This window comes from Mesorhizobium sp. M1365 (assembly GCF_040317865.1).
GTDB lineage: Bacteria > Pseudomonadota > Alphaproteobacteria > Rhizobiales > Rhizobiaceae > Mesorhizobium.
The window spans coordinates 16422-40037 of record NZ_JAMYLG010000009.1 but is presented as its reverse complement, the minus strand read 5'-3'; the positions used below and the strand labels follow the sequence as shown (position 1 = coordinate 40037).

The 23616-nt window shown below is 62.5% G+C and carries 23 protein-coding genes; 11 read left to right on the top strand and 12 right to left on the bottom strand.

Features of this window, described 5'->3' with window-relative positions:
* Positions 1-26: 26 nt before the first annotated feature.
* The 4 genes from NKH04_RS13265 to NKH04_RS13250 all read right to left on the bottom strand — a co-directional run bounded on the left by NKH04_RS13265 (position 27) and on the right by NKH04_RS13250 (position 2855).
* Entirely contained in the window at positions 27-776 is a 750-nt protein-coding gene (locus NKH04_RS13265; RefSeq protein ID WP_353044413.1) for a lytic transglycosylase domain-containing protein, read from the bottom strand.
* A gap of 185 nt (positions 777-961) precedes the next feature.
* On the bottom strand, positions 962-1729 hold the full coding sequence (locus tag NKH04_RS13260; protein ID WP_352471548.1) for an N-acetylmuramoyl-L-alanine amidase: 768 nt from the start codon (positions 1727-1729) through the stop codon (positions 962-964).
* Entirely contained in the window at positions 1726-2445 is a 720-nt protein-coding gene (locus NKH04_RS13255) for a TerB family tellurite resistance protein (RefSeq protein WP_352471547.1), read from the bottom strand. The genes NKH04_RS13260 and NKH04_RS13255 overlap by 4 nt, the downstream gene beginning before the upstream one ends.
* Positions 2446-2642: 197 nt before the next feature.
* Positions 2643-2855 carry a hypothetical protein gene (locus tag NKH04_RS13250; RefSeq protein WP_352453143.1) on the bottom strand — a complete coding sequence of 71 codons (213 nt, stop codon included), beginning with the start codon at positions 2853-2855 and terminating at the stop codon, positions 2643-2645.
* Positions 2856-3036: 181 nt separating this feature from the next.
* Between NKH04_RS13250 and NKH04_RS13245 the strand changes: the two genes are divergently transcribed.
* The 5 genes from NKH04_RS13245 to NKH04_RS13225 all read left to right on the top strand — a co-directional run bounded on the left by NKH04_RS13245 (position 3037) and on the right by NKH04_RS13225 (position 9674).
* Positions 3037-6930 (top strand): hydantoinase B/oxoprolinase family protein, encoded by a 3894-nt coding sequence (locus NKH04_RS13245; RefSeq protein WP_353044412.1) that lies wholly within the window; start codon positions 3037-3039, stop codon positions 6928-6930.
* 82 nt (positions 6931-7012) lie between these two features.
* The gene (locus NKH04_RS13240) at positions 7013-8260 is read left to right on the top strand and encodes a BtaA family protein (RefSeq protein ID WP_352850490.1); all 1248 of its coding nucleotides are present in this window, start codon (positions 7013-7015) and stop codon (positions 8258-8260) included.
* The gene (locus tag NKH04_RS13235; RefSeq protein WP_353044411.1) at positions 8257-8922 is read left to right on the top strand and encodes a class I SAM-dependent methyltransferase; all 666 of its coding nucleotides are present in this window, start codon (positions 8257-8259) and stop codon (positions 8920-8922) included. The genes NKH04_RS13240 and NKH04_RS13235 overlap by 4 nt, the downstream gene beginning before the upstream one ends.
* A 135-nt stretch (positions 8923-9057) precedes the next feature.
* Entirely contained in the window at positions 9058-9357 is a 300-nt protein-coding gene (locus NKH04_RS13230; RefSeq protein ID WP_353044410.1) for a type II toxin-antitoxin system RelE/ParE family toxin, read from the top strand.
* Positions 9358-9365: 8 nt separating this feature from the next.
* Positions 9366-9674 (top strand): HigA family addiction module antitoxin, encoded by a 309-nt coding sequence (locus NKH04_RS13225; RefSeq protein WP_352820363.1) that lies wholly within the window; start codon positions 9366-9368, stop codon positions 9672-9674.
* Positions 9675-9698: 24 nt separating this feature from the next.
* Here NKH04_RS13225 and NKH04_RS13220 read toward each other — a convergent pair whose 3' ends face one another.
* Positions 9699-11078 (bottom strand): serine hydrolase domain-containing protein, encoded by a 1380-nt coding sequence (locus NKH04_RS13220; protein ID WP_353044409.1) that lies wholly within the window; start codon positions 11076-11078, stop codon positions 9699-9701.
* Between the two features lie 405 nt (positions 11079-11483).
* Between NKH04_RS13220 and NKH04_RS13215 the strand changes: the two genes are divergently transcribed.
* Both NKH04_RS13215 and NKH04_RS13210 read left to right on the top strand, forming a co-directional pair.
* A complete protein-coding gene (locus NKH04_RS13215) occupies positions 11484-12281 on the top strand; it encodes a glycoside hydrolase family 25 protein (RefSeq protein WP_502896455.1) in 798 nt (265 codons plus the stop codon).
* A gap of 80 nt (positions 12282-12361) precedes the next feature.
* Positions 12362-13534 (top strand): lytic murein transglycosylase, encoded by a 1173-nt coding sequence (locus tag NKH04_RS13210; protein WP_352501074.1) that lies wholly within the window; start codon positions 12362-12364, stop codon positions 13532-13534.
* A gap of 129 nt (positions 13535-13663) precedes the next feature.
* Here NKH04_RS13210 and NKH04_RS13205 read toward each other — a convergent pair whose 3' ends face one another.
* A complete protein-coding gene (locus tag NKH04_RS13205; RefSeq protein WP_352767725.1) occupies positions 13664-14884 on the bottom strand; it encodes an alanine racemase in 1221 nt (406 codons plus the stop codon).
* Positions 14885-15109: 225 nt separating this feature from the next.
* Between NKH04_RS13205 and NKH04_RS13200 the strand changes: the two genes are divergently transcribed.
* A complete protein-coding gene (locus tag NKH04_RS13200) occupies positions 15110-16027 on the top strand; it encodes a DMT family transporter (protein ID WP_352767723.1) in 918 nt (305 codons plus the stop codon).
* Between the two features lie 36 nt (positions 16028-16063).
* Here the strand turns inward: NKH04_RS13200 and NKH04_RS13195 are convergent, their stop codons facing one another.
* The 4 genes from NKH04_RS13195 to NKH04_RS13180 all read right to left on the bottom strand — a co-directional run bounded on the left by NKH04_RS13195 (position 16064) and on the right by NKH04_RS13180 (position 19738).
* Complete coding sequence (locus NKH04_RS13195) at positions 16064-16753, bottom strand: RES family NAD+ phosphorylase (protein ID WP_352471536.1); 690 nt, start codon at positions 16751-16753, stop codon at positions 16064-16066.
* A complete protein-coding gene (locus tag NKH04_RS13190; RefSeq protein WP_352501077.1) occupies positions 16754-17191 on the bottom strand; it encodes an antitoxin Xre/MbcA/ParS toxin-binding domain-containing protein in 438 nt (145 codons plus the stop codon).
* Between the two features lie 607 nt (positions 17192-17798).
* On the bottom strand, positions 17799-18716 hold the full coding sequence (gene metF / locus NKH04_RS13185) for a methylenetetrahydrofolate reductase [NAD(P)H] (RefSeq protein ID WP_023676795.1): 918 nt from the start codon (positions 18714-18716) through the stop codon (positions 17799-17801).
* On the bottom strand, positions 18716-19738 hold the full coding sequence (locus NKH04_RS13180) for an ArsR/SmtB family transcription factor (protein ID WP_352492725.1): 1023 nt from the start codon (positions 19736-19738) through the stop codon (positions 18716-18718). The genes metF and NKH04_RS13180 overlap by 1 nt, the downstream gene beginning before the upstream one ends.
* 124 nt (positions 19739-19862) lie before the next feature.
* On the opposite strand from NKH04_RS13180, the gene tsaA reads away from it, so the two are divergent.
* On the top strand, positions 19863-20399 hold the full coding sequence (tsaA, locus tag NKH04_RS13175) for a tRNA (N6-threonylcarbamoyladenosine(37)-N6)-methyltransferase TrmO (RefSeq protein ID WP_353044408.1): 537 nt from the start codon (positions 19863-19865) through the stop codon (positions 20397-20399).
* Positions 20399-20710 (top strand): DUF2293 domain-containing protein, encoded by a 312-nt coding sequence (locus NKH04_RS13170; RefSeq protein ID WP_352769083.1) that lies wholly within the window; start codon positions 20399-20401, stop codon positions 20708-20710. The genes tsaA and NKH04_RS13170 overlap by 1 nt, the downstream gene beginning before the upstream one ends.
* A 290-nt stretch (positions 20711-21000) precedes the next feature.
* Here the strand turns inward: NKH04_RS13170 and NKH04_RS13165 are convergent, their stop codons facing one another.
* The gene (locus NKH04_RS13165; RefSeq protein ID WP_352501081.1) at positions 21001-21618 is read right to left on the bottom strand and encodes an MOSC domain-containing protein; all 618 of its coding nucleotides are present in this window, start codon (positions 21616-21618) and stop codon (positions 21001-21003) included.
* A 207-nt stretch (positions 21619-21825) separates the two neighbouring features.
* On the opposite strand from NKH04_RS13165, the gene NKH04_RS13160 reads away from it, so the two are divergent.
* Positions 21826-22392: a methyltransferase family protein gene (locus tag NKH04_RS13160; RefSeq protein WP_352471529.1), complete on the top strand. Its 567-nt coding sequence runs from the start codon at positions 21826-21828 to the stop codon at positions 22390-22392.
* An 85-nt stretch (positions 22393-22477) separates the two neighbouring features.
* Here NKH04_RS13160 and NKH04_RS13155 read toward each other — a convergent pair whose 3' ends face one another.
* A complete protein-coding gene (locus tag NKH04_RS13155; protein ID WP_353044407.1) occupies positions 22478-23599 on the bottom strand; it encodes a beta-ketoacyl-ACP synthase III in 1122 nt (373 codons plus the stop codon).
* Positions 23600-23616 lie beyond the last annotated feature (17 nt).

The window sequence follows — 23616 nt, the reverse complement described above, 5'->3', positions numbered from 1 at the left end:
CAAACGAAAAAGCAAGTTGTCGCTTGTCAGGCGGGCGCTCCAAGCGCAGCCAGCTGGACCTTGACCTTGCCGCAATAGGCTGCGGACACCGGGTTCATCCGTGTGGCGGCATGGCCGGCATTGTATTTCAGGATCGTGCCGCAGGTCGTGCCGCCGCCGAGATCCCGCGCCATGGCGAGGTACTTCATGCCGTATTTGATGTTGGTATCTGGATCATAGAGGCCCTGAACCGAACCGCTATAGCCCATCATCCGCGCCGTCGCCGGCTTGATCTGCATCAGGCCGATCTCGCCGGCGCTGCCGACCTGGTTCGGTTGGTAGTTGCTTTCGATCTTGATGACGGCGTTGGCGAGCGACACCGGGACGCCATAGCTGGCGGCATAACGCGCAATGATCGCCGAATACTGTCCGCTGGCGCCGACTACCACCGCCTGAGGCGCTGGCCTGCCCTTCGGAGCGACTGACGCCGTTGCCATGTGGTCGATGCTTTTGCGGTTACGCTTCACATAGTGTTTTGAGATTGTCTTTCTTGCAGCGGTTGGCTTTTTCGCAGGGGCCGGCTTTTTCGTCCTTACCGCGGTTGCTTGTTCCACTTTTGCGGTGGCGGTCTTCTCTACTTTTGCACCACGGGTGGCTTTCGGCACGGCGGTTTTGCCGGCTGCGGCACTGAAGCCCTGATCGGCCCGCTGGCTCAGCGGTGCGCTGTTTGCCGCACTGAAGGCAAAAGTCATTACGCCGGCAGCAATGGCTGCCGTTAAAACGGTCAATTTCTGCATGTGATCCTGTTCTGTTTGATCTGCACAAAGAACTTCGCGCAGATACCCTCAATCAACATCGGAACATTTGGGGGGATAGACGTCCGACAATCTGTACGGATCGCCTTTGACGACGGAATTGGCGCCAAAGAAGGCGACGCAAGTCACTTTGAGTAACAGATTGTAATTTTTAAGCTGGCAAAAGATTATTTGAGAGAGGCTATCCTTACGGAAGCGAGCAGCCTTTCCAGCGTGCGGATCGTCGATCCATCAGCCATGCCATCGACCAGGCGCTGCCGGAAATGCCGCTGAAATGCCTCTACCACGATTTCGGTCTGCCGATCGAAGGCGCCGGTGATCTCGACGCCATAACCATAGAGCGCCAGCATCGACTGCAGCGCCTCTACCTCGGCGCCGGTATCGCCTGGCTTCAGCACGGCGCCGCGCCGGATCGGTGCTGCCGGCACAACATGGCCGATACCGACGGCAAACAAGGCCTTCCATGGAAATTTCTCGCCTGGATCGACCTTGCGCCCCGGTGCCACGTCGGAATGGGCAAGCACCCGCTGCGCCGGAATGGAATGGCGCTCGATGATGCCGGCGCACAGGCCGATCACCGCACCGATCTGCGGTTTTGCAAAGTTGCGATAGCCGAGCGTATGCCCCGGATTGACGATCTCGATGCCGATCGAACAGGAGTTGATGTCGCTCTGTCCGAACCACGAGCTCTTGCCGGCATGCCAGGCGCGGTCGCTTTCCCTTACCATCTGAACAATGCGGCCGTCCTCATGGACCAGGTAGTGCGACGAGACCTCGCTTGCCGGATCGCACAACCATGCCTCGGCACCGGCGCCGGTAGCCATGCCGGTGTAGTGCAGCACGATCATATCAGGTCCGAGCGTCCCGCGCCGTGGTCCGAAATTCGGCGATACCCTGACCTCGGCGCTCGGCTCATCGGGCGGAAAGCCGCTCATGCGTGCCGCAGGCCTCGCTCGATCATTTCATAGGCCGCGTTGATCGCCGCCAGCCTGGTCGTTGCGATCTTGATGAATTCCTGCGGCAGGCCGCGTGCGATCAGCCGGTCCGGATGATTGTCGGAGACCAGCTTGCGGTAGCGCCTGCGGACCTCCTCGAACGGCTTCCCACGCTCGATGCCGAGCACAACATAGGGATCGGCCGCACCCAGATCGACATGCCGGGCCAGGATGCTCTGGTAATGCGCCTCATCGATGCGGAATATCTCGGCGATGCGATGCAGGAATTCGCCCTCGCGCTCATGCACCAGCCCGTCGGCCTTGGCGATGTGGAACAGCCCGTCGAGTATATCCTCGAGCATCAGGCAGTTCGAATGGCCCGAACCGCAAAGCTGCGCCATCCGCTCGGCATAGGTCTCGAAACCGGCAATGTCGCGTTTGGCCAAATCGTAGAGCCGCGCCACATTGCGCCTCTGTTCCTTCGGCACCTCGAATATTTCCTGGAAGGCGCGCACCTCGTCTTGCGTGACGATGCCGTCTGCCTTGGCCATCTTGGCCGACAGGGCGATCATCGCCACCGAGAAGGCGACGCGCCGGCGCAGATCGGCATCGCCGGAGAAAACCGTGCGCACGGCCTCGACCACTTCGGCGACGCCTGACGACGCTGAAGATGAAACGCGTGTGACGAAGTCGCCAAGGCGGTCCCAAATCGACATGGGGGCTTCATAGGACCAACCACCCATCGCTATCAAGCCAAGACAGTGCCGCAGGGGCTGGCCCAATCGATTTGGCGCAATGCCTGAGGCGGCTGGCGCCAGCGCTCACGTCGTCGCACTCGGCCGCCAGGCGCTGGTATCGTAAGCAGCAGAAAGGCCGGCCTGTGAGGCCAGCCTTTCCTTGGCTGTCACATTGACTACTGAGCCGGAGCAGCCGGCGCAGGCGCAGGTGCCGGAGCCGGAGCCGGCTCGGCAGGCTTGTTGGCGTCAGGAGCAGCCGGCTTCATCGTCTGATCGGATGCCGGCGGGTTGGTGCTCTGCGTCGTGGTGTTGTCGGTGCCGCTGTTGCTGCAGGCGGCAAGGCCAAGCAACGCAAGCGCCGACACCGACGCAAGAATGAGTTTCTTCATGATATCTCTCCTCTAATCACGCCTCCGTTACCGGCGGCGGTCGAGGACACAATGCGTAAGCTGCGCATGAGTTTCGTAACGTTGCATTTCTGCCTGTAACATATTCCAATCACTTGACGATTGCCGGTCAGGGCCTCGCGAGCTAACAGATCGAACAGGGAAAAATCCCGGGAGCGCCGCTGTGACTGCAAAATGGGATTTCTGGATCGACCGCGGCGGCACCTTCACCGATGTCATCGGCCGTGACCCGCAAGGCGCGCTGCACCCGCGCAAGCTGCTGTCCGAGAATCCCGAAGCCTATGCCGACGCTGCCATCCAGGGCATTCGCGATTTGCTCGGCGTCCAACCCGGCGCTCCAATCCCCTCCGCTCTGATCGGCGATGTCAAGATGGGCACCACGGTTGCCACCAATGCGCTTCTCGAGCGCAAGGGCGACCGTGTGCTGCTGCTCATCACCAAAGGCTTCCGCGATGCGCTGAGGATTGCCTATCAGGCCAGGCCAGATATCTTTGCCAAGCAGATCATCCTTCCCGAACAGCTCTATGAGCGCGTCGTCGAGATCGACGAAAGGGTTCGCGCCGACGGCAGTGTCGAGCGCCTGCTCGACATTGCTTCGGTACGCCCGGCTATTGAGCAAGCCAAGGCGGATGGCATCGATGCGGTCGCGATCGTCTTCATGCATGCCTGGAAACATCCCGAGCACGAAAAGGCGGTCGCCAAAGTCTGTCGAAAGCTCGGATTCTCGCAGGTCTCGGTCAGTCACGAGGTCTCGCCTCTGATCAAGCTGGTCGGCCGTGGCGACACCACGGTGGTCGACGCCTACCTGTCGCCGATCCTGGCAAGGTATGTGCAAAGGGTTGCGGCGGAACTGGGTGCCGCGCCAATCTCCCCCCTTGTTGTGGGGGAGATGGCTGCGCAGCAGCCAGAGGGGGTCATCTCAGAAGGCACCGCCAGAGTGTCGAACCCAGTCGAGCCGACCCCACCCGGCGGCTTCGCCGCCACCCTCCCCTCAAGGGGGAGGGAAAGCCCTCGCCTCATGTTCATGATGTCGTCGGGCGGCCTCACCGCCGCCGACATGTTCCAGGGCAAGGAGGCGCTGTTGTCCGGCCCGGCCGGCGGTGTCGTCGGCATGGTCGAGACGGCAAAACTCGCCGGTTTCGGCAAGGTCATAGGCTTCGACATGGGCGGCACCTCCACGGATGTCGCCCATTACGATGGCGACTACGAGCGCGCCTTCGACACCGAGGTCGCCGGCGTGCGCATCCGCGCGCCGATGATGCGCATCCACACCGTCGCTGCAGGCGGCGGCTCGATCCTGCATTACGAGGCCGGCCGCTTTCGCGCCGGGCCGGATTCGGCCGGCGCCAATCCCGGCCCGGCCGCCTATAGGCGCGGCGGCCCGTTGGCCGTCACTGACGCCAATGTCATGCTGGGCAAGCTGCAGCCCGAGTTCTTCCCGGCTATTTTTGGACCGGGCCAGGACGAACCGCTCGACGTCCAGACGGTTCGCGAAAAATTCGCGGCACTTGCCGCCGAGATCGGCGACGGCCGCTCCCCGGAAACCGTCGCCGAAGGGTTCATCACCATCGCCGTCGAAAACATGGCCAACGCCATCAAGAAGATTTCGGTGCAGCGCGGCTACGATGTCACCGAATACCTCCTGAACTGCTTCGGCGGCGCCGGCGGCCAGCACGCTTGCCTGGTCGCCGATGCGCTGGGCATGGAGGCGGTGCTGATCCATCCGTTCTCCGGCCTGCTATCGGCATACGGCATCGGCCTGTCCTCTGTATTTGCGTCACGCCAGCAGGCGCTGCTGAAGCCGCTGGCGGACAATTCCGGGCCAGCGATCGATGAACTCATCGCAACGCTGCGCAAAGCCGTCATCGACGAACTCGCCGCGCAAGGAATCAGCGAAGACGCGGTCGTCTCGAGACCGGTGCTGCAGATCCGCTACGACGGCACCGATACCGCGCTGCCTGTGAACTTCGGGCACGGCTCGATTGCGCAGGCCAAGGCGGACTTCGAATCGGCGCACAAGGCACAGTTCGGTTTCGTCTACGACGACAAGCCGATGATCGTTGAGTCGATCGGCGTCGAAGGTACCGATACCGGCGGCACCGGCCGCGACGAAAGCGATTCAGTTGTTGAAGACATGGCCGCAAGTCCTTCCGGGAACCGGAAAATCTTTGTCGACGGCGTCTGGCGCGACGCCGGCATTTTCCCTCGCGAAACGCTGAAGCCTGGTAACAAGATCGCCGGCCCCGCTTTGATCATCGAGCCAAACCAGACCATTGTCGTCGAGCCGGGCTGGCAGGCCGAGATCACCGCCAAGGATCACGTGTTGATGCGGCGCGTCGAGAAGAAGCGCCGACACGCCGCACTCGGCACCGAAGCCGATCCGGTGATGCTGGAGGTCTTCAACAACCTGTTCATGTCGATCGCCGAGCAGATGGGCGTGACGCTGCAGAACACCGCCTATTCGGTCAATATCAAGGAGCGCCTCGACTTCTCCTGTGCCGTCTTCGACCGGAATGGCGCGCTGGTCGCCAACGCGCCGCATATGCCGGTGCATCTCGGCTCGATGGACCGCTCGGTGGAAACCATCATCCGGCTCAACTCCGGCGACATCCATCCCGGCGACGTCTTTGCGCTGAACGCACCTTACAATGGCGGCACCCATCTGCCTGATATCACAGTGGTGACGCCGGTGTTTTCCCTCCCCCTTGAGGGGAGGGTGGCCGCGAAGCGGCCGGGTGGGGTCCTCGCAGAAGGCACCACAAGTGCGTCGAGCACTGCCGCAACGACCCCCTCCGGCGGCTTCGCCGCCACCTCCCCCACAAGGGGGGAGATCGGCCAATCGCCGAAGATCCTCTTCTACGTCGCCTCGCGTGGCCATCATGCCGACATCGGCGGCACCGCGCCCGGCTCGATGACGCCGCTTGCCACAACCGTCGACGAGGAAGGCGTGCTGTTTGACAATTTCCGCATCGTCGATCGCGGCCGGTTCCGCGAGAAGGACCTGGAGACGCTGCTCACCGACCACCCCTACCCGGCGCGCAATCCGCACCAGAACATCGCCGACCTCAAGGCGCAGATCGCCGCGAACGAAAAGGGCGTCGCCGAGCTGCGCAAGATGGTCGCGCATTTCGGCCTCGATGTGGTCGAAGCCTATATGGGCCATGTCCAGGACAATGCCGCCGAAAGCGTGCGCCGCGTTCTGGAGCGGCTGCCCGACAGTTCCGAATACGAATACCCGACCGACACCGGGCAAAAGATCAAGGTGAAGATATCGGTCGACCGGCGGAAGCGCGAAGCGACCGTCGACTTCACCGGAACGTCGCCGGTGATGAAGAACAATTTCAATGCGCCAGAGCCGGTCGCCCGAGCCGCTGTGCTTTATGCCTTCCGCGTCATGGTCGAAGACAACATCCCTATGAATGCCGGATGTCTGCGGCCGATCAACATCATCATTCCCGACGGCTCGATGCTGAAACCCGCCTATCCCGCGGCAGTCGTCGCCGGTAATGTCGAGACCTCGCAACACGTCACCAACGCGCTATTCGGCGCCATGGGCGCGATGGCCAATGCGCAGGGCACGATGAACAATCTCACCTTCGGCAACAAGCAGTACCAGTATTACGAGACGATCTGCTCGGGCTCGCCGGCCGGCCGGATGAACGACGGCCGCGGTTTTGCCGGCACCTCCGGCGTCCACACCCATATGACCAATTCGCGCCTGACCGATCCGGAAGTGCTGGAACTGCGTTTCCCGGTATTGCTGGAGGATTTTCATATCCGCGAAGGCTCCGGCGGCGAAGGCAAATGGAATGCCGGCGACGGCACCAGGCGCACTATCCGCTTCCTCGAAAAAATGGAATGCGCGATCCTGTCCTCGCATCGCAACCGCCCGCCGCGGGGACTGGACGGAGGCGGCGATGGCGAGGCCGGTTCGACCAAGGTCCGCCGCAAGACCGGCGCGATCGAGACGCTGAAAGCCTGCGATCAGACCATCCTCGACGCTGGCGAGGCGGTCATCGTGACGACGCCGACCCCAGGTGGATTTGGCAAGGCCTGAACTCGCGTCAACAGGCTGTCACCGGCCTGTCATCACCCTGCGCTACCCGCTTGCGGCAACGCAAACGGGGAATCGCCTTGCCATGACGGACATTTCTGGGGACCTGGTTTTTCGCCGCGGCAAGGAAGTCGGCAAGGCCGTCTACCAGAACCGCCCGCTGTCGAAAGCCGGCATCTCCGAGCGCCTGTTCGCCTTCCTGTTCTCCGGCCTCGTCTATCCGCAGATCTGGGAAGACCCCGAAATCGACATGGACGCGATGCAGCTCGGGACGGGCCACCGCATCGTCACCATTGCCTCAGGCGGCTGTAACATCCTTGCCTATCTCACCCGCTCGCCGGAAAGGATCGATGCCGTCGACCTCAACGCTGCCCATATCGCGCTGAACCGCATGAAGCTCGAAGCCGTCCGTCACCTGCCGTCGCAGGGCGACCTGTTCCGTTTCTTCGGCGCGGCTGAGACCGGGCACAATTCACAGGCCTACGATCGCTTCATCGCACCGCATCTCGACCCGGTCAGCCGCCATTATTGGGAGCGCCGCAACTGGCGCGGCCGTCGCCGCATCGCTGTCTTCGACCGCAATTTCTACCAGACCGGCCTGCTTGGCCTGTTCATCGCCATGGGCCATCGCACCGCAAAATTTTTCGGCGTCGACCCGGCCGGCATCATGGACGCCAAGAGCATCGCCGATCAGCGCCGCTTCTTCGACGAAGAGCTGGCGCCGGTCTTCGAAAAACCGCTGCTGAAATGGGCGACATCGCGAAAGGCTTCGCTGTTCGGCCTCGGCATTCCGCCGGCCCAATACGATTCGCTGATCACCTCGGGTGACGGCACCATGGCCAGCGTGCTGAAGGCACGACTGGAAAAGCTCGCCTGCGATTTTCCGCTGAAGACCAATTATTTCGCCTGGCAGGCTTTCGCCCGCCGCTACCCTGATCCGGGCGAGGCCGCCCTGCCCGCCTATCTCGAAAAGCGCAACTACAAGACGATCCGCAACAATGTCGATCGCGTTGCCATCCACCACGCCAATCTGATCGAGTTCCTTGCCGGCAAGGATGCCGGCTCGGTGGATCGCTTCGTGCTGCTCGATGCACAGGACTGGATGACCGACCACCAGCTCAATGGTTTGTGGGCCGAGATCACCCGAACCGCCTCCACCGGCGCCCGCGTCATCTTCCGTACCGCCGCGGAACCCAGCCTGCTGCCCGGCCGCGTCTCGAATTCGCTGCTCGACCAGTGGCGCTACGAGAACGACGCCTCGCGCGAGTTTTCGGCGCGCGACCGCTCGGCCATCTATGGTGGCTTCCATCTCTATGTGAAGCGGTCCGCATGAGCACGACCGAATTGCCGGCCAGCCATGCCCAGCTGATGGACGGCGTCTACCGCTGGCAGCGTCATATCTACGACCTGACCCGCAAATACTATCTGCTCGGCCGCGACCGGCTTATCGCCGGACTGGATGTGCCGGCCGGCGGCACCGTGCTCGAGCTCGGCTGCGGCACCGGCCGCAACATCATCCTCGCCGCCCGCCGCTATCCCGGCGCGCGCTTCTTCGGCCTCGATATTTCGGCCGAGATGCTGGAGACGGCCACTGCCGCCCTCGCGCGCGAAGGCCTCTCCGGCCGCGTCACCCTGGCGTGCGGCGACGCCACCGATTTCGACGCGAAAGCACTGTTCGGCGTCAAAAGTTTCGACCGCATTTTTGTCTCGTATTCGCTGTCGATGATTCCCGGCTGGGAGAAGACAGTGTTCGCGGCTCTTGCTGCCCTGTCACCGGGCGGCTCGCTGCACGTCGTCGATTTCGGCCAGCAGGAGGCCCTGCCCGGCTGGTTCCGCACGCTGCTGCGCGGCTGGTTGAGAAAATTCCATGTCCAGCCGCGTGAAGCCCTGCGCGACGTCCTGGAATCGGAATCTGCGAGATTTGGTGCAAGCCTTCGATTCAGAACACTTTATCGCGGCTACAGCTGGCTCGCCGTGATCAAGATCGCCATCTAATATCAATTTTGGCGTGGAAGGTTTTGGGGCTCCAATCCTAAATGGGGGCCGTGGCTGAAATCAGTTAATTGGCTAAATCACACATTGCCATGTGACCCAAGGAGTGGTACATTATCTCCTCGCCGGAAGCATGGGATGATCATCGGATTTAGAGATGGATGGCTGCGGGCTTTCTTCGTGGACGACACCCATTCCCGCAATATTCCGTCCGATCTCGAAAGCCGCTTGTTCCGCAAGCTCCAGATGATTGACGACGCGGCGATCGATCAGGATTTGCGTGTGCCGCCCAGCAACCATTTCGAGAAGTTGCGCGGCAATCTCGAAGGCTTCCATTCGATCCGCGTCAACAAACAATGGCGGCTGGTCTTCCGCTGGGACGGGGGCCGCGAGGCGTCGAACATCTATCTCGACGACCACAGCTATATATATAAGTGAGGTGAGACATGTTGATGACCGCACGCAAGCCAGCAACGGTTGGCGAAATTCTTACGGAAGAATTCATGCAACCACTCGGCCTGACACAGGCGGCTTTGGCCGAAGCTATGAGCGTCCAGCGCAAGCATGTGAACGAATTGTGCAACGGCCGCCGCAACGTGACGGCGGCTACCGCGCTCATTCTGGCGCGGGTGTTTGGCAACAGCCCGGATTTCTGGTTGAACGTCCAGCGCCGTAACGATCTTTGGACGGTTATGAATTCACCCGACGAGCGGGCGCGTGTTGATCGCGCCAAGCCTTTGACGACAGCCGCATAGACAAGACTGCGACCGCCGCATTCCTCAGTGCAGCGCCTTGACCAGCCCCGCTACCATCGCCTGCGGCCGGTAGCCGAGCCTGGCCGGCGTCAGCCCGAGCCGCACCACAACCAGCTGCTCCGAGGGGATGATGGCAACCGTTTGCCCATCATGCCCCTCCATCCAATAGGTGTCCTTGGGCAGGCCGGCGGTAGTGCCGGCGCCGGGGTTTTCTTCGTCGCCCGGTCCTTCTATCCATAATTGCCCCTTGCCGTAGACTTTCGAGGCAGTTGCCGGTTCCCGCATCCAGTCGACGAAGCCGGCGGGCAGCATCTCCTTGCCGTTCCAGACGCCGCCCTGCAGCAGGAACTGGCCGAAGCGCGCCCAGTCGCGTGCCGTGGCGTAGAGGTAGGACGAGCCGACGAAGGTGCCGTGCTCGTCGGCCTCCAGCACTGCACTCTGCATGCCGAGCGGATAGAACAGCGCGGTCCTAGGCCACGCCAGTGCCTTGTCCTTGTCGCCGATCGCGTCCTGCCACAATCGGGACAGCATCACCGCCGTGCCGCTCGAATAGGAAAACACCTTGCCGACCTCGCCGGTCAGCGGCTTGGATCCGGCAAAGCCGGCCATGTCCGGTTCGAGGTAGAGCATGCGCGTTACGTCGGCGACGTCGCCGTAATCCTCGTTGAATTCCAGCCCGCTCGACATCGCCATCATGTCGGCGAGGCTGATCACGGCGCGGCCATCTCCCTTCCAGGGACCGAACAGACCCTGGTTGGTCATCGCCAGCTTGCCGTCCTTCACCAGCGTGCCGACGATCGCCGCATTCACCGTCTTGGTCATTGACCAGCCCAATAGCGGCGTCTTTTCGGAAAAGCCGTCGCCATAACGCTCAGCGACGATGCGGCCGTTCTTGACGACCACGACCGCCCGCATGCCGGCGCCGGTCATGGCTGGATCGTCGAGGACTTTCGCGACCTCGGGATCCTGCGAGGCATCGGCCTTGTCGCCCTCCGGCCAGATCAGATCGGGCAGCGGCGCCGGCGTCGGTGGAGCTCCGGCGACAGCCTTGGCGGCGGCAATATCGCCGTCGGGAACCGAGGCGCAGCCGAGCCCGTCGCGCGCAACCGCGACACTTTTGCCGAGCGCGCCGAACAGGCCCGCCGAAACCGTTCCCTTCTCCTTGTCCACCGACACTCTCATCAGCTTCAGCAGCGGATGACCCGGCGCCTGCACATCGACGGCGAGCACGTCGTCGGCGTCTCGCCCGGCGATGAAGACGTTCGAGCAGACGATCTTGGCGGCATAGCCGGAACCGACGCGGATCAGTTCCGGCGGCGCGAAATACAGCCAGCCGGCGAGTATCGCGGCGGCCAGCACAGCCAGGCCGAGCAGCCATTCGACGAACTTCAGGAGGATCTGCATTTTTTCGAATTCCCCTGAGCGCGATCTATGTCATCGATTTGCCGCCATTGTTTCGGCAAAATCGCGGCTCTTGTCGAGCGCCGTCAACCGAATATCAACCATGATCGGCGATCACAGGTGCAGGTCGCCCAGAAGTGCGCAGCGGTTTTGGGACAACGACATGGATAGACAAAAGAGCCAAGCGCGTCGAAGCGACGCGCTTGGGACAGACCGGGCGATCCTGTGGGGTGACCGTCCGGCGGGGCTTGAATGCATGCGTCCCAAAACTGCGTAACGGTTTGGGAATGCATGAAACGAAGATCCAGGCGCGTCGCGTAAGTCGGTTTCAGACACGCTGCGCCCGGTCGAGGGGCACCCGCGGAAAGACCCATCAGCGGCCGGCTGAAACCGGCTCGGGAAGTAGCGATGCGCCGTTTCGCGGTTCTCATCACGCTGACGCTGCTTGGTGCCTGCTCGACGGTCGAGGATCTGACGCCATCGCTGTCGTCGTCCAGCGCCTCGATGGTTGCGGTACGCGCGCCGCGTTTTGCCGATTCCGACCCGCATGAATGGGACAGCGGCGCACCGTGGAGCTATGCCGTCCACGGCACCGACGTTTCCAAATACCAGACCTCGATCGACTGGCCGGCGGCCAGGGCCAGCGGCATTTCCTTCGCCTTCATCAAGGCAACCGAGGGCGGAGACCGGTTCGATGAAGCTTTCAGCGAGCATTGGAGCCGCACCAAGGCCTCGGGCATTCCCCGCGCCGCCTATCACTTCTTCTACTTTTGCACGCCGGCCGCTACCCAGGCGCGCTGGTTCATCCAGAACGTGCCCAAAGACAGCTCGGCGATGCCGCCGGTTCTCGACATGGAATGGAACCCGAAATCGCCGACCTGTAAGCTGCGGCCCGATCCGGCCACGGTACGCAGCGAGATGAGCACGTTCCTCGAAATCGTCGAAAAATACTACGGCAAGAAGCCAATCATCTACACGTCTGTCGATTTCTTCGAAGATAACGGTTTATCGGGCTTCCGCAATTACCCCTACTGGCTGCGCTCCGTCGCCGGGCACCCGCGCCAGAAATACGGCAGCCATCCCTTCACCTTCTGGCAGTATACCGGAACGGGTGTCGTGCCGGGCATGGCCGGAAACGCCGACATCAGCGTCTTCAACGGCTCCGAAGCCGCGTGGAAGAAGTGGTTGCGGCAGAACACCCGTTGACACCAGGCCTGCCGCCTGCTTTTCGACACAGCCAACGACGAATGCCTGCAACCGCCGGTAATCTTCTTGGAAGGATAGCGATGCGATTGCGCTTTGGACTTCTCGCGGCGCTGCTCCTGACCGCCGTGCCGGCCGCGGCACAGCAATGCGGCGGGGATTTCGAGTCATGGAAGCACGGCGTGGCGGCGGAGGCCAGGGCGGCCGGCGTCGGCGCTGCCGGCCTTGATGCGCTGGAAAACGCCACCCTCGATGAGAAGGCGTTGGCACGCGACCGCGCCCAGGGCGTCTTCACCCAGACCTTCATCGAATTCTCGAACCGCATGATCTCGTCGCATCGGCTGAAGCAAGGTGCGGCCAATCTGCAAAAATATGCCGAGGTCTTTGTCCGCGCCGATCGCGAATACGGCGTGCAGGCGCCGGTCATCGCCGCCTTCTGGGCCCTGGAGACCGATTTTGGCGCCGTGCAGGGCGATTTTCATACGCTGAACGCGCTGGTGAGCCTTTCGCATGACTGCCGCCGTCCGCAGCTGTTCCGGCCGCAGATCGTGCCGCTGCTGATGTTGATCGATCGCGGCGTGGTGCCGGCCGACGTGACCGGTGCCTGGGCCGGCGAGATCGGCCAGACGCAGATGTTGCCTTCCGACTATCTCGGCCACGGCGTCGACGGCGACGGCGATGGCTTGGTCGACCTGCGCGGCAGCGCGCCGGACGTGATCATGAGCACGGCCAGCAAGATCCAGTCGCGCGGCTGGAAGCGCGACCAGCCCTGGATCGAGGAAGTCCGTGTGCCTGACGATTTGCCGTGGGAGCAGACGGGACGCACCAACAAGCTGCCGTTGACGCAATGGAGCCAGTGGGGCGTTACCAGGCCCGACGGTACACCGCTTCTCGACAACGGCCTGAAGGCCGGCCTGGCGCTGCCCATGGGTCGCAAGGGGCCAGCCTTCCTGACCTACGACAATTTCGACGTCTATCTCGAGTGGAACCAGTCCTTCACCTATGCCCTGACCGCGGCAAATCTTGCCGCCCGACTGGGGGGCGCGCCGCGATTCGATCCGCGCAACCCCGAACCCGGCCTCGACGCCGACCAGATGAAGGCGCTACAGACCAAGCTCGAGGCGAAAGGCTATGACGTGGGCACCGTCGACGGCATCCTGGGCACCAACACCCGCGAAGCCATCCGTAAGGAGCAGATGCGTCTGGGCCTGCCGGTCGACGGCTGGCCGACTCCGGAGTTGCTGGCCAGGCTGTGATGGTGGTGAATGGCGAATGGTGAATGGTGAAAAGAATAGCACCGGAGCCGCATTGAGCACCAGAATTACCACTATTCATTTATTCACTATTCACTATTCACTATTCACCATTCACTATTCCACCATCCACTAATCCGCCATCGTCTCCAGGCTGGCGAACCCCTGCGGCGCATCGCCTTCGTCGAACGGCGTCGCCACCTCGACGAAGGTGTCGGGATAGAAGCCGTTGAACCGTGTTCTGAGCGACAGCGAATAGGCGCCGATATGGCCGATCTCGATCCAGTCGCCGGTATCGACTGTCTCGGGCAGCCAGAACGGCCGCGACAATATATCGACGGAATCGCAGGTCGCGCCGCAGACCTTGAACGGCACGATGGTCTTGTCCTCGCCATTGCGCGAGCGGATCGCCGGATCGGGGATGAAGCGCGCCGGCAGCGTGATCTTGCCGGTCCATGAATCCGACAGCGACGCCCAGATGCCGTCATTGATGTAGAGCCTTTTGCCCTTGCGCAGCAGCACGCGCACGATCAGCGACAGGCAGCGCGCCACGATCACCCGGCCGGGCTCAGCCACCAGCGGCAACTGGTCGAACTGGTACTCCTGGAGGTCGCCCGACAGCCGCGACATGATCTGGCCGAGCGACGGCATTTCCGGCTTGCGGCTGTTCGGATCATGACCGTATTCGGCCGGAAAGCCGCCGCCGACATCGAGCCCGGCAATGTCGAAGCCGACGCGGTTGCGCACCCAGTCGGCGGAGGCCAGCGCCCGCTCGTAGGTGTCGGGATCCTCGATCTGGCTGCCGACGTGAAAGCACAGCCCGACCTTGTAGCCCGTCCGGTTCAGCCGTTCGGCCAGTTCGACCGCATTGGCCGGTCCGGCGCCGAACTTCTTCGACAGTTCGTAGGCCGCCGAGCCTTTCGTCTGGATGCGCACGAACACGGTGATGGCGCCCGGATCGATGTCGAGCGCCCGCACCACCCTGGTCAGCTTGGTGACCTCGTCCTCATGGTCGAGCGAAATGACGCGGATGGCGTATTTTTCCAGCGCCAGCCTGATGTCCGACTGCGCCTTCACGGGGTGCATGTAGAGCATCTCGGCGTCCGGCGAGACGGCGCGCACGGCGGCGAATTCGCCGGGCGAGGCCACATCGAAGGCACCGACGCCGGCCTCGACCAGGGCGTTGAGCACGATCTGCTCGCCATTGGTCTTGACCGCATAGGCGGTCTTGCCGGGAAACATGCCCATGAACTGTTTGGCGTCCGCCTTCAGCACCTGCGGGCGGAAGCAATAGATCGGATCGTCCGGGCGAAGCGCCAGCGCTGCCTCGCGGGCATTTTCGAATCGCTGCATGGACGAATCCCTTGACTGAGGCTGCGCACAATTAATCCAAGCTAGCGGCTAATGAAAACAATTCTATGTCTCGCCGCCCTGGCTTCGCGGCGCTACGCCGGTGCTGCACGCCGGTTATGAGCGAGCTAGGCCATCGCTCAGGTTTCGGGTGGCCCTTGCGGCCGGATCGGGTATGGCGTGAACAGACGCCTGAAGAGCAAGGCATCTCGTCTGGGAGGACGACCAATGGCGATAGCTGCCACCACCACGATGCGCGGTCCGATGGTGCTCAAGGACTGGGCGCAGCTTCTGCTGCTCGGCGCCATCTGGGGCGGCTCGTTCTTCTTTGCCCGTATTGCGGTAGCGGAACTTCCGCCGCTGGTGCTGGTGCTGTTCCGCGTCACCATAGCTGCGATCGCGTTGCAGCTCTATCTTGCGGTCCGAGGCCCGTCGTTTCGCCTCGCCTTGCCGCATGCCGGCCTGTTCTTCCTGCTGGCGCTCGCCAACAACGTCATCCCTTTCTCGCTGATCTTTGCCGGCCAGACCAAGCTTGGCGCCGGTGTCGCCTCGGTGCTCAATTCGACGACGCCGTTCTGGACGCTGATCCTCGCCAACGCCCTGACCAGCGACGAAAAGCTGTCGTGGAACAAGCTTGCCGGCATCGCCCTCGGTATCGCGGGAACGGCGGTGATGATCGGCCCCGGCCTCGTCGCCGGGCTCGGCGGTCCGGTCTGGGCGAAATTCGCGCTCATCGGAGCATCGCTATCCTATGCGGTTGCGCTGATGATCGCCCGCCGCTTCAAGGGTGTGCCGTCACCGGTCATTGCCACCGGCCAATTGACCTGCTCGACCATCATTATGATCCCGGTCGTTCTGTTCACCTATGATGCCGCCAATCTGTTTTCGGCCTCGCCGCCGGTCTGGGCGGCGGTGCTGGCACTGGCGCTGCTGTCGACGGCCTTCGCCTACATCCTCTATTTCAATCTCGTCGCCTCGGCCGGCGCCACCAACGCCTCGCTGGTCACGCTGATCGTGCCGGCCAGTGCCATCCTGCTCGGTTTCCTGTTCCTGGGCGAGCGGCTCGAACTGTTCGAACTCGGCGGCATGGCGCTGATCGCCCTCGGCCTCGTCACCATCGACGGTCGCCTGTTCGGGCGGCGTTAGAGATGGCGCAGCGAAGTTGTCGCTCCCGATCGTGCGCTATATGGGCGTGATCGCGGGAACAGATGAACCCTGCCATTCCAGACGCCAGATACCGCCTTGCCTGAGATTCTGAACGAGATCGGGAAGGAAGGCGGCAAGGCAGGTCCCGCCGACATGTCTCACGGAAGGATACACAAGACCGGTCGCGGCGTCTTGCTTGCGGAGTTGCTTCGCCAGCGCCTGACCGGCAGGATAGGCTAAGGCGGTATCCGGATCGAGCACCGGGTCCTTGCTGAACTCAGCACCGCGCAGATCGTGAAACGAGCCTATGAAGTCGGCAACGAGCTCCGCGTAGTCGGTGACGTTTTCAAACCGTTCGATTGCGGCAAGCTCGCGCGTCAGATGAAAAGAGACCTCGCCGAGCGCGGTTTCCGCATCGAACCCACAGTACCAGACGCCCCTGGCATCATCGTTGAAACGATTGCCGCCCGGACGGGTGTAAGCGAAAGCCGCATTGATGAAGGTGTAGCCCGGCCTCCCGAAAACCAGTTCGCGCGGATCGAGGTCGGGCAATCCCCCTTGCTGCGCCTGAAGACGGCCGCTGGTGGCCCCTTCGAGCTCCGCAAGGTCCTCCAAATCTCCATGATTCCTGGCCAACGGCATCAGAACCGGTTCCTTGAGCCTGCCTGTCGAAATGAGCCGGATCGTGTCGCGCTGGGAAATGTCAGCGCGCGGCGGGATCTGCATTCAAAGTCCACCGCGCAAAGCGTCGATGTGTTGGCGAACCTGCAGCAGCTTCGGAATGCCGCCCTCGATCATCACGTCCAGGGGGCGCCGGCCACCATAAAGCGGCCCTTTGTTCGGCAACCGCACCCATTCATCGGCAAGCGCTTCGGAGAACAGAAGCCGCAGTCCCTTGAAGATGCCGATCAGGGCGCTGATGCGTGTCAGCGAATCCTGGGAGAGAACGCCCTCCCACTCGCCTTTCTTCATGCGGAACCAGGTTCTCTCCGACACGTCGCCGATCAAGGTACAGATCTCGGTGCTGGTCAGATGCCAGATGTCTGCGAGCCTGACGATGCCGGCAACAGCCGCTGGCGTGAGCCGCGCCCGTGCCGAGGCATCCGCCAGATTTGCCGGCAAAGCCTGATTTGCAGGATCGCGAACCGCATAACCGACACTCATTCCGGCCTCCATCACTTGGCAGACAATATACTGCCAATTGGCAGAAAATTCAAGTCCTGGCTATCTCACAACGCTGCCGGTTGCCCACCGCATTCGTATAGCGTGCGTATAGCGTGCAGCATCCGGTTGGATGCGCAAAGGGATGCGTCGAATCTTCAGTCGGTCCGAAAATCGATTCCGATTTTCCGCCGCGGTAGCGCTGCCATTCTCGCTGCTGCCACGGCTTTGCCACAAATTATTCACAGGTCCCGAGCCGGCTTTTGACAAAGAGTTTCAATGCCTAACGGCAAACGGCAGGTCGCAAATTCCACAATCTCGTCGCATTGCAGCAAAGTTTCCGCTTGCCTGTGGCACAAATGACCCTAGACTCTCGCCATAGCTCTTTAAGAGGAGGCTATGACATGGGACTGACGAGGCCGATCAACGCATTGATGATTTGTGCTGCGTTTGCATTCATCGGCGCCCTCATTATGGGCGTCCTTCCTTAAGGCCGCTGAGCGGGGGAAGACCAGCACCGAATACTCCAAACCATTTGAAAAGGCCGGGCATTTTGCCCGGCCTTTTGCATTCCCCCGATCTTTGACATTTCAAAAAGGAGCTTGCCGCCTTACGCCGCGGCTGATCCCGCCGCCTCGACTTCGTGCGACCTGATGCCGATCATGTGGCAGATGGCGAAGACCAGATCGGCTCGGTTCATCGTGTAGAAGTGGAAATCGCCGACGCCGCGCTCGACAAGGTCCAGCACCTGCTCGGCGGCCACGGCAGATGCCACCAGCGCATGCGTTTGCGGATCGTTCTGCAGCCCATCGAAACGCTCGGCCAGCCATGCCGGCACCAAGGCGCCGCACCGCGCCGAGAAGTTGGCGACCTGGGTGAAATTGTGCACCGGCAATATGCCCGGCACGATGGGTATGTAGATGCCGGCCCGCCGTGCCCGCTCGACATAGCGCTCATAGAGATCGTTGTCGAAGAAGAACTGGGTGATCGCCCGCGTCGCTCCGTTGTCGGCCTTGCGCTTCAGCATATCGAAGTCGGTGGCGAAATCCGGGCTTTCCGGATGCTTTTCCGGATAGGCCGAGACCGATATGTCGAAATCGCCGGCGCCCTTCAGCGCATCAACCAGTTCGGCGCCATTGGCATAGCCTTCCGGATGCGGCCGGTAGGCCGCGCCGACGCCCTCGGCCGGATCGCCGCGCAGGGCGACGAAACGCTTGACGCCCATATCGGCGAACTCCCGGATCACCGCATCGACCTCGTGACGCGCCGCATCGACACAGGTCATGTGCGCCGCCGGCGTCAGCGTCGTTTCATTGAGGATGCGCTTGACGGTGCGGGCCGTCCGCTCGCGGGTCGAACCACCGGCGCCATAGGTGACCGAGACGAATTTCGGCTTGAGCGGCTCAAGCCGGGTGACCGTGTCCCACAGCCTTGCTTCCATCTCATCGTTTTTCGGCGGAAAGAACTCGAACGAAACCCTGACCTTGTCGCCGATGTCGGGGCGGCGGGAGAAGCGGAACTGGTTCATCAGGCGGTTTCCCCTATCGGATACGCATTGGCCGGTTGTCTGTCGTTGGAAGGCTCGGCAATCAGCATGCGCCGATCGCGGCCGAGCCAGAGTTTGACGGTGAGCTTGGCCTCGTTGCCGCCGCGCGGCTCGAATTCCTGGCTGTCCTCGAGGTCGAGGCCGGCCTCGGAAAACCAGTCGCCAATCTGCCGGTCGGAAAAGCCGAGACGCATATGCGCGTGCTCGTCGCGTAAAAACTCCAGCGTGTGCGGCGCGAAATCGACGATCACCAGCCGGCCGGCCGGGCGCAGCAGACGCGCCGCCTCGCGGATGGCGCGGGCGGGATCGTCGAGATAGTGCAGCACCTGATGGATGGTAACGAGATCGAAGGCGTCGCGTTCGACCGGTGGCGCAAAAATGTCGCCCTGGCGCACCTGCGCATTCGAAACGCCGGCCTTGTCGAGATTGGCGCGCGCCACCGTCAGCATCTCGCGCGACATGTCGATGCCGATACCGCGCCGATAGAGCGGCGAAAAGATCTCGAGCAGCCGTCCGGTGCCGGTGCCGAGATCGAGCATCGACTGGAACGGCCGCTTGCCGACGAGCTTGATGAGGGCTGCTTCGACGGCGCGATCCGGCACATGCAGCGAGCGGATATGGTCCCAGCTTGCGGCGTTGACCGAGAAATATTCGGCGGCCCGGTCCTGCCGCTTGCGCTTGACTGCGGCCAGCCGTTCGAGATCACGCTCGACCTGCGGATCGGCGCCGCGGATGCCGGAGACCAGCCTGAGCACGAAATCGCGCGACGCATCGGAATCCGATAGCCGGAAGAACGCCCACGAGCCCTCCTGGTAGCGGCCGATCAGCCCGGCCTCCAGCAGCAATTTCAAATGGCGCGAGACGCGCGGCTGCGACTGGCCGAGGATTTCGGTGAGGTCGGACACGGTCAGATCGCCGCGCGACAGCAGCGCCAATATGCGCAGCCGGCTGGATTCCGCCGCCGCCTTCAATGTATCTACCATCGTGTCGAGAGCGACATGCATGCGAGCATTCTCTTTGAAAAGATATAAACATATGTTTATGTCGGTTTGGATAGGCTTGCAAGCGCTATGTCGCTTCCGGACAAGAAAATGACGCATGCGTGGCGGATCGCGCAAAAACGGACGCATGATCGGGGCGAGAACCATGTTCGAGACGCGCAGCGGCGAAAAGCTCCTGGAAACCGACCCGGCAACGATGCCGCCGGATGGCCATGTCGTCTTCATCGGCCGCATCGCTTCGCCTTGGATCACGCGGGAGACTTGCCCCAAAAACATGAAGGCCGCGCGGGAGACGGAACAGCCGGCGGTTCTCACGATCGATCCGCTCTATCGGGACGGCCTGCTTGGGCTGGAACGCGCCAGCCATGTGATCGTCCTGTCCTGGCTGCACCATGCGCCGCGGCAACTGATTGTCCAGAAACCCCGCCATGCCACAGAACCGAAAGGCGTCTTTTCGCTGCGCTCCCCTGCCCGGCCGAACCCAATTGGGCTGCATGTCGCAAAGCTGGTTGCCGTCGACATCAACACCGGCCGCGTCGATCTCGATGCCATCGACGTGCTCGACGGCACGCCGGTCATCGACATCAAGCCTTATTTCGCCTCGACCGATGCCTTTGCCGATGCGACCATCGCCGGGCGGGACGAGCCAGGGCCGGTGGAGTGATGAGCGCGCCGACCGGCCGCCGCCGCGCTATCGCCAAGGCGCTGACAGCGCTGCTGCCGCTGGCGCCCTATGCCGACATGGAGAAGATCCGTGCCGATGCCGGCGCCGTGCACATGAAGACCTTGCCGCCGAGCATTGCCGTGTGGCTGGCGACAATAGCCCACATCCGCCATATGCACACCGACTACGAAAAGCTGCTGGCCGAAGGCTATGACCGCGATTCCGCGCGCTTCTTCGTCATCGAACAGACCAACAATGTGCTCACCCGCTGGCGCGCCACCCGTCTGCTCGACGATGAGGATGAGGCGTAGAGAATGGCAGGCACACGCGTCGAGTTCTGCGCTCTTCACTGCTGTGATTAGCGAAATCGAGAGGTGACGGCCAATCTCCCCCCTCGTGGGGGAGATGTCCGACAGGACAAAGGGGGGCGCTGTCCCGCCAACCTCACGTCGGCAGCATCGGAACTTTCAAAGCCTGAAATAAAAAACCCGCCTCGCGGGCGGGTCGTTGGAGCCCAATTGGCACCATACCCAAATTAATAGCATAGCTGCCGGCACAAAGCAAGAACAAAATACGCCGTGACTAGAGGTCGCGTTCTGGACTAGGCCCGGTAAATCCACTGCTCGGGCACGCGCACCGAAATCTCCTCGCCGGCCGCGATCGTGCCGGGCTTCTCGACCCAGGCGACGAGCCCGCGCAACCGCTTCGCCGCCTTCGGGAACAGCAGCGCGCCGGCCTCATGGTCGGCCATACCGGCATTCTCGGCGACCGACCTGCCCGCGATCCGGCAAGGCCCGTTCTGCGCGTCGACCTTGACGGTCGCGCCGCCTTTGAAGAACAGCAGCGTGCCGGACGGCAGCATGGAGAGGCGCGGCAGGCCATCGATCAGGAGATTGGCGCCGATCCATTCCGGCTTGATCTCGGCGATGCCCATCCGTTCGGCGACGATTGCCAGTTCGTCCGCAGCCACGATCGACAATTGCCGTTCGTTGCGCATCTCAGTGCCGCGCGGATACCAGGGTTCCCGCCCGCCGGAGCGCCGCGTCGTGCCGGCATGGAAATCGCCGTCGATGCCGTCGAAACCGAGTTGCAGCGTATCCACCGCTCGTGTCTCAAAACGATCGAATGATGCGAGATAGAGCGCCGCCACCCTGGCGGCGAGTTTTCGCGACGGGACGATCTCGACCGGAGTTTCGGCTTCGGGAAACATATCCGGCATTGGTTTCATTCCTAGCTGCCGGATGCAGTTAGCCGAAGTCGATTCATAGGGTCCAGTCGAAAGCGTTGATGCTCCAATCAAGACGGCTGATACGGGTCGGCACCACCAGCGTCATGGTTGAACCAGCCTCATGCAAAAGCGTGCCGCATTGCTGCCGCGCTGCATCGGTTGATAATATCGATCAGGTCAAGCCCGCGGAGGTTTATCATGCATCCCGCATCGGCAATCGCACAGCTCTGGCTGCTCTGGGTGGTTTCATGGGCCGCGGCGGCCTTCTGGGCCGACCGGGCCGAAAAACGCGCCGGCTTCGGGGTGGAGCTTCCATCCCGCGCCGTCATGGTGCTCGGCACGATCCTGCTCTTCATCCCGGCGCACGGTTATGCCGGCCCGCTGAGGCTTTGGACGCCGAACCTTGCCGAAGCGTGGATCTGCGTGGCGCTGATTGCCGCCGGCCTGGCATTTGCCTGGTGGGCGCGGCTGCATCTTGGCCGCCTGTGGTCGGCTACGGTCACCGCCAAGGCCGCGCATCGCGTCGTCGACACCGGCCCTTACCGGCTGGTGCGCCACCCGATCTATACCGGCCTGCTTCTGGCGATCCTCGCCACCATGGCGGCGAAAGGCACTGTCTGGGGCGTTGCCGGCGCCATCCTCATCACCGTCGGCATCGTCATGAAGGCAAGGCTGGAGGAGCGTTTTCTGCGCGGTGAACTGGGTAGCGCTTACGACGACTATGCCAGGCGCGTTCCGATGCTGGTGCCGTTCGCGCCGGGCTAATGCATGTCGCCCAAAAGCATGCCCTCGGGCTTGAACCGAGGGTGTGCAGCGGTTTTGGGACAACGACATGCGTAAAACAAAAAATCTAAAGCATGCGCAATAGCGCGCCGCCGATCGAGTAGCCGGCGCCGAAGGCGCAGAGCAGGCCGTAGTCGCCGGCCTTCATGTCGGCATGGTTCTCCGACAGGGCGATGATGGCGCCGGCGGCGGCGGTGTTGCCGAGGCGCTCCAGCACCATCGGCGCGCGGTCGTGGTCGACGTCATGGCCGAACGACAGTTTCAGGATCATGGCGTTCATCCGCGCATTGGCCTGATGCAGCCAGAAGCGCCGGATCGCTTGCGGCGTCAGCCCGTGCTCGGCCAGGAACTCGACGATGAATTTGTGGCCGGCAACGGTGACTTCCTTGAATACCTTGTTGCCGATCTGCTTGATCAGATTGCCTTCCAGATCGATCATGTACGGATCGTCCTGGGTGGCGCGGGTATAGTAACCGAGATTGGTGCGGATGCTGTTCGACATCTGCGTCCAGGCGCGCGTGTCGAGCACCTCGAAGCGGCCCGGCCGCTTCTCGCCCTGGGCAAGCCCTTCGACGACCATCGACACGGAAGCGTCGCCGAAGATGAAATGCGTCTGCCGGTCGCGAAAATTGAGATGGCCGGTGATGATCTCGGGCGTCGTCACCAGCACGCGTTTATGCGCCCCTGCCCGTACCAGATTGACGGCGATGTGCAACGCCGCCGCTGCCGAAGAGCAGCCAAGCCCCATATCGAAGCCGGCGCCTTTCGTGCCCAGCGCCTGCTGCATTTCGATGGCGATCGCCGGATAGGGCCGCTGATGGTGCGAGGCCGAGCAGATCACCAGGTCGATGTCGCCAGGCTTCAGCCCGGCATGATCGAGCGCCTTGCGGGCCGAAGCGATGCCGAACTCGGCCTCCAGCGACAGCGCATCGTCGGGCCGCGCCGCGAAACGCGGCGCCATGCGGGTCGGATCGAGGATGCCTTCCCGTTCGATGACATGGCGGGTCTGGACGCCCGAGGCATGGACGATGAAGGCACTGTCCGATTTCTGTACCAGCGGCTCGCCCGACACCTCGCGGCGGACGTTCTCCACGTCCACCCAGGCGTTGAAGCTGGCGACGAGCTCCTCGTTGGTGATCGAAGCTTCGGGGATTTCAACGCCGATGCCGCTGATGATGACGCGATGCATTTCCAGTTCGTCCCGTG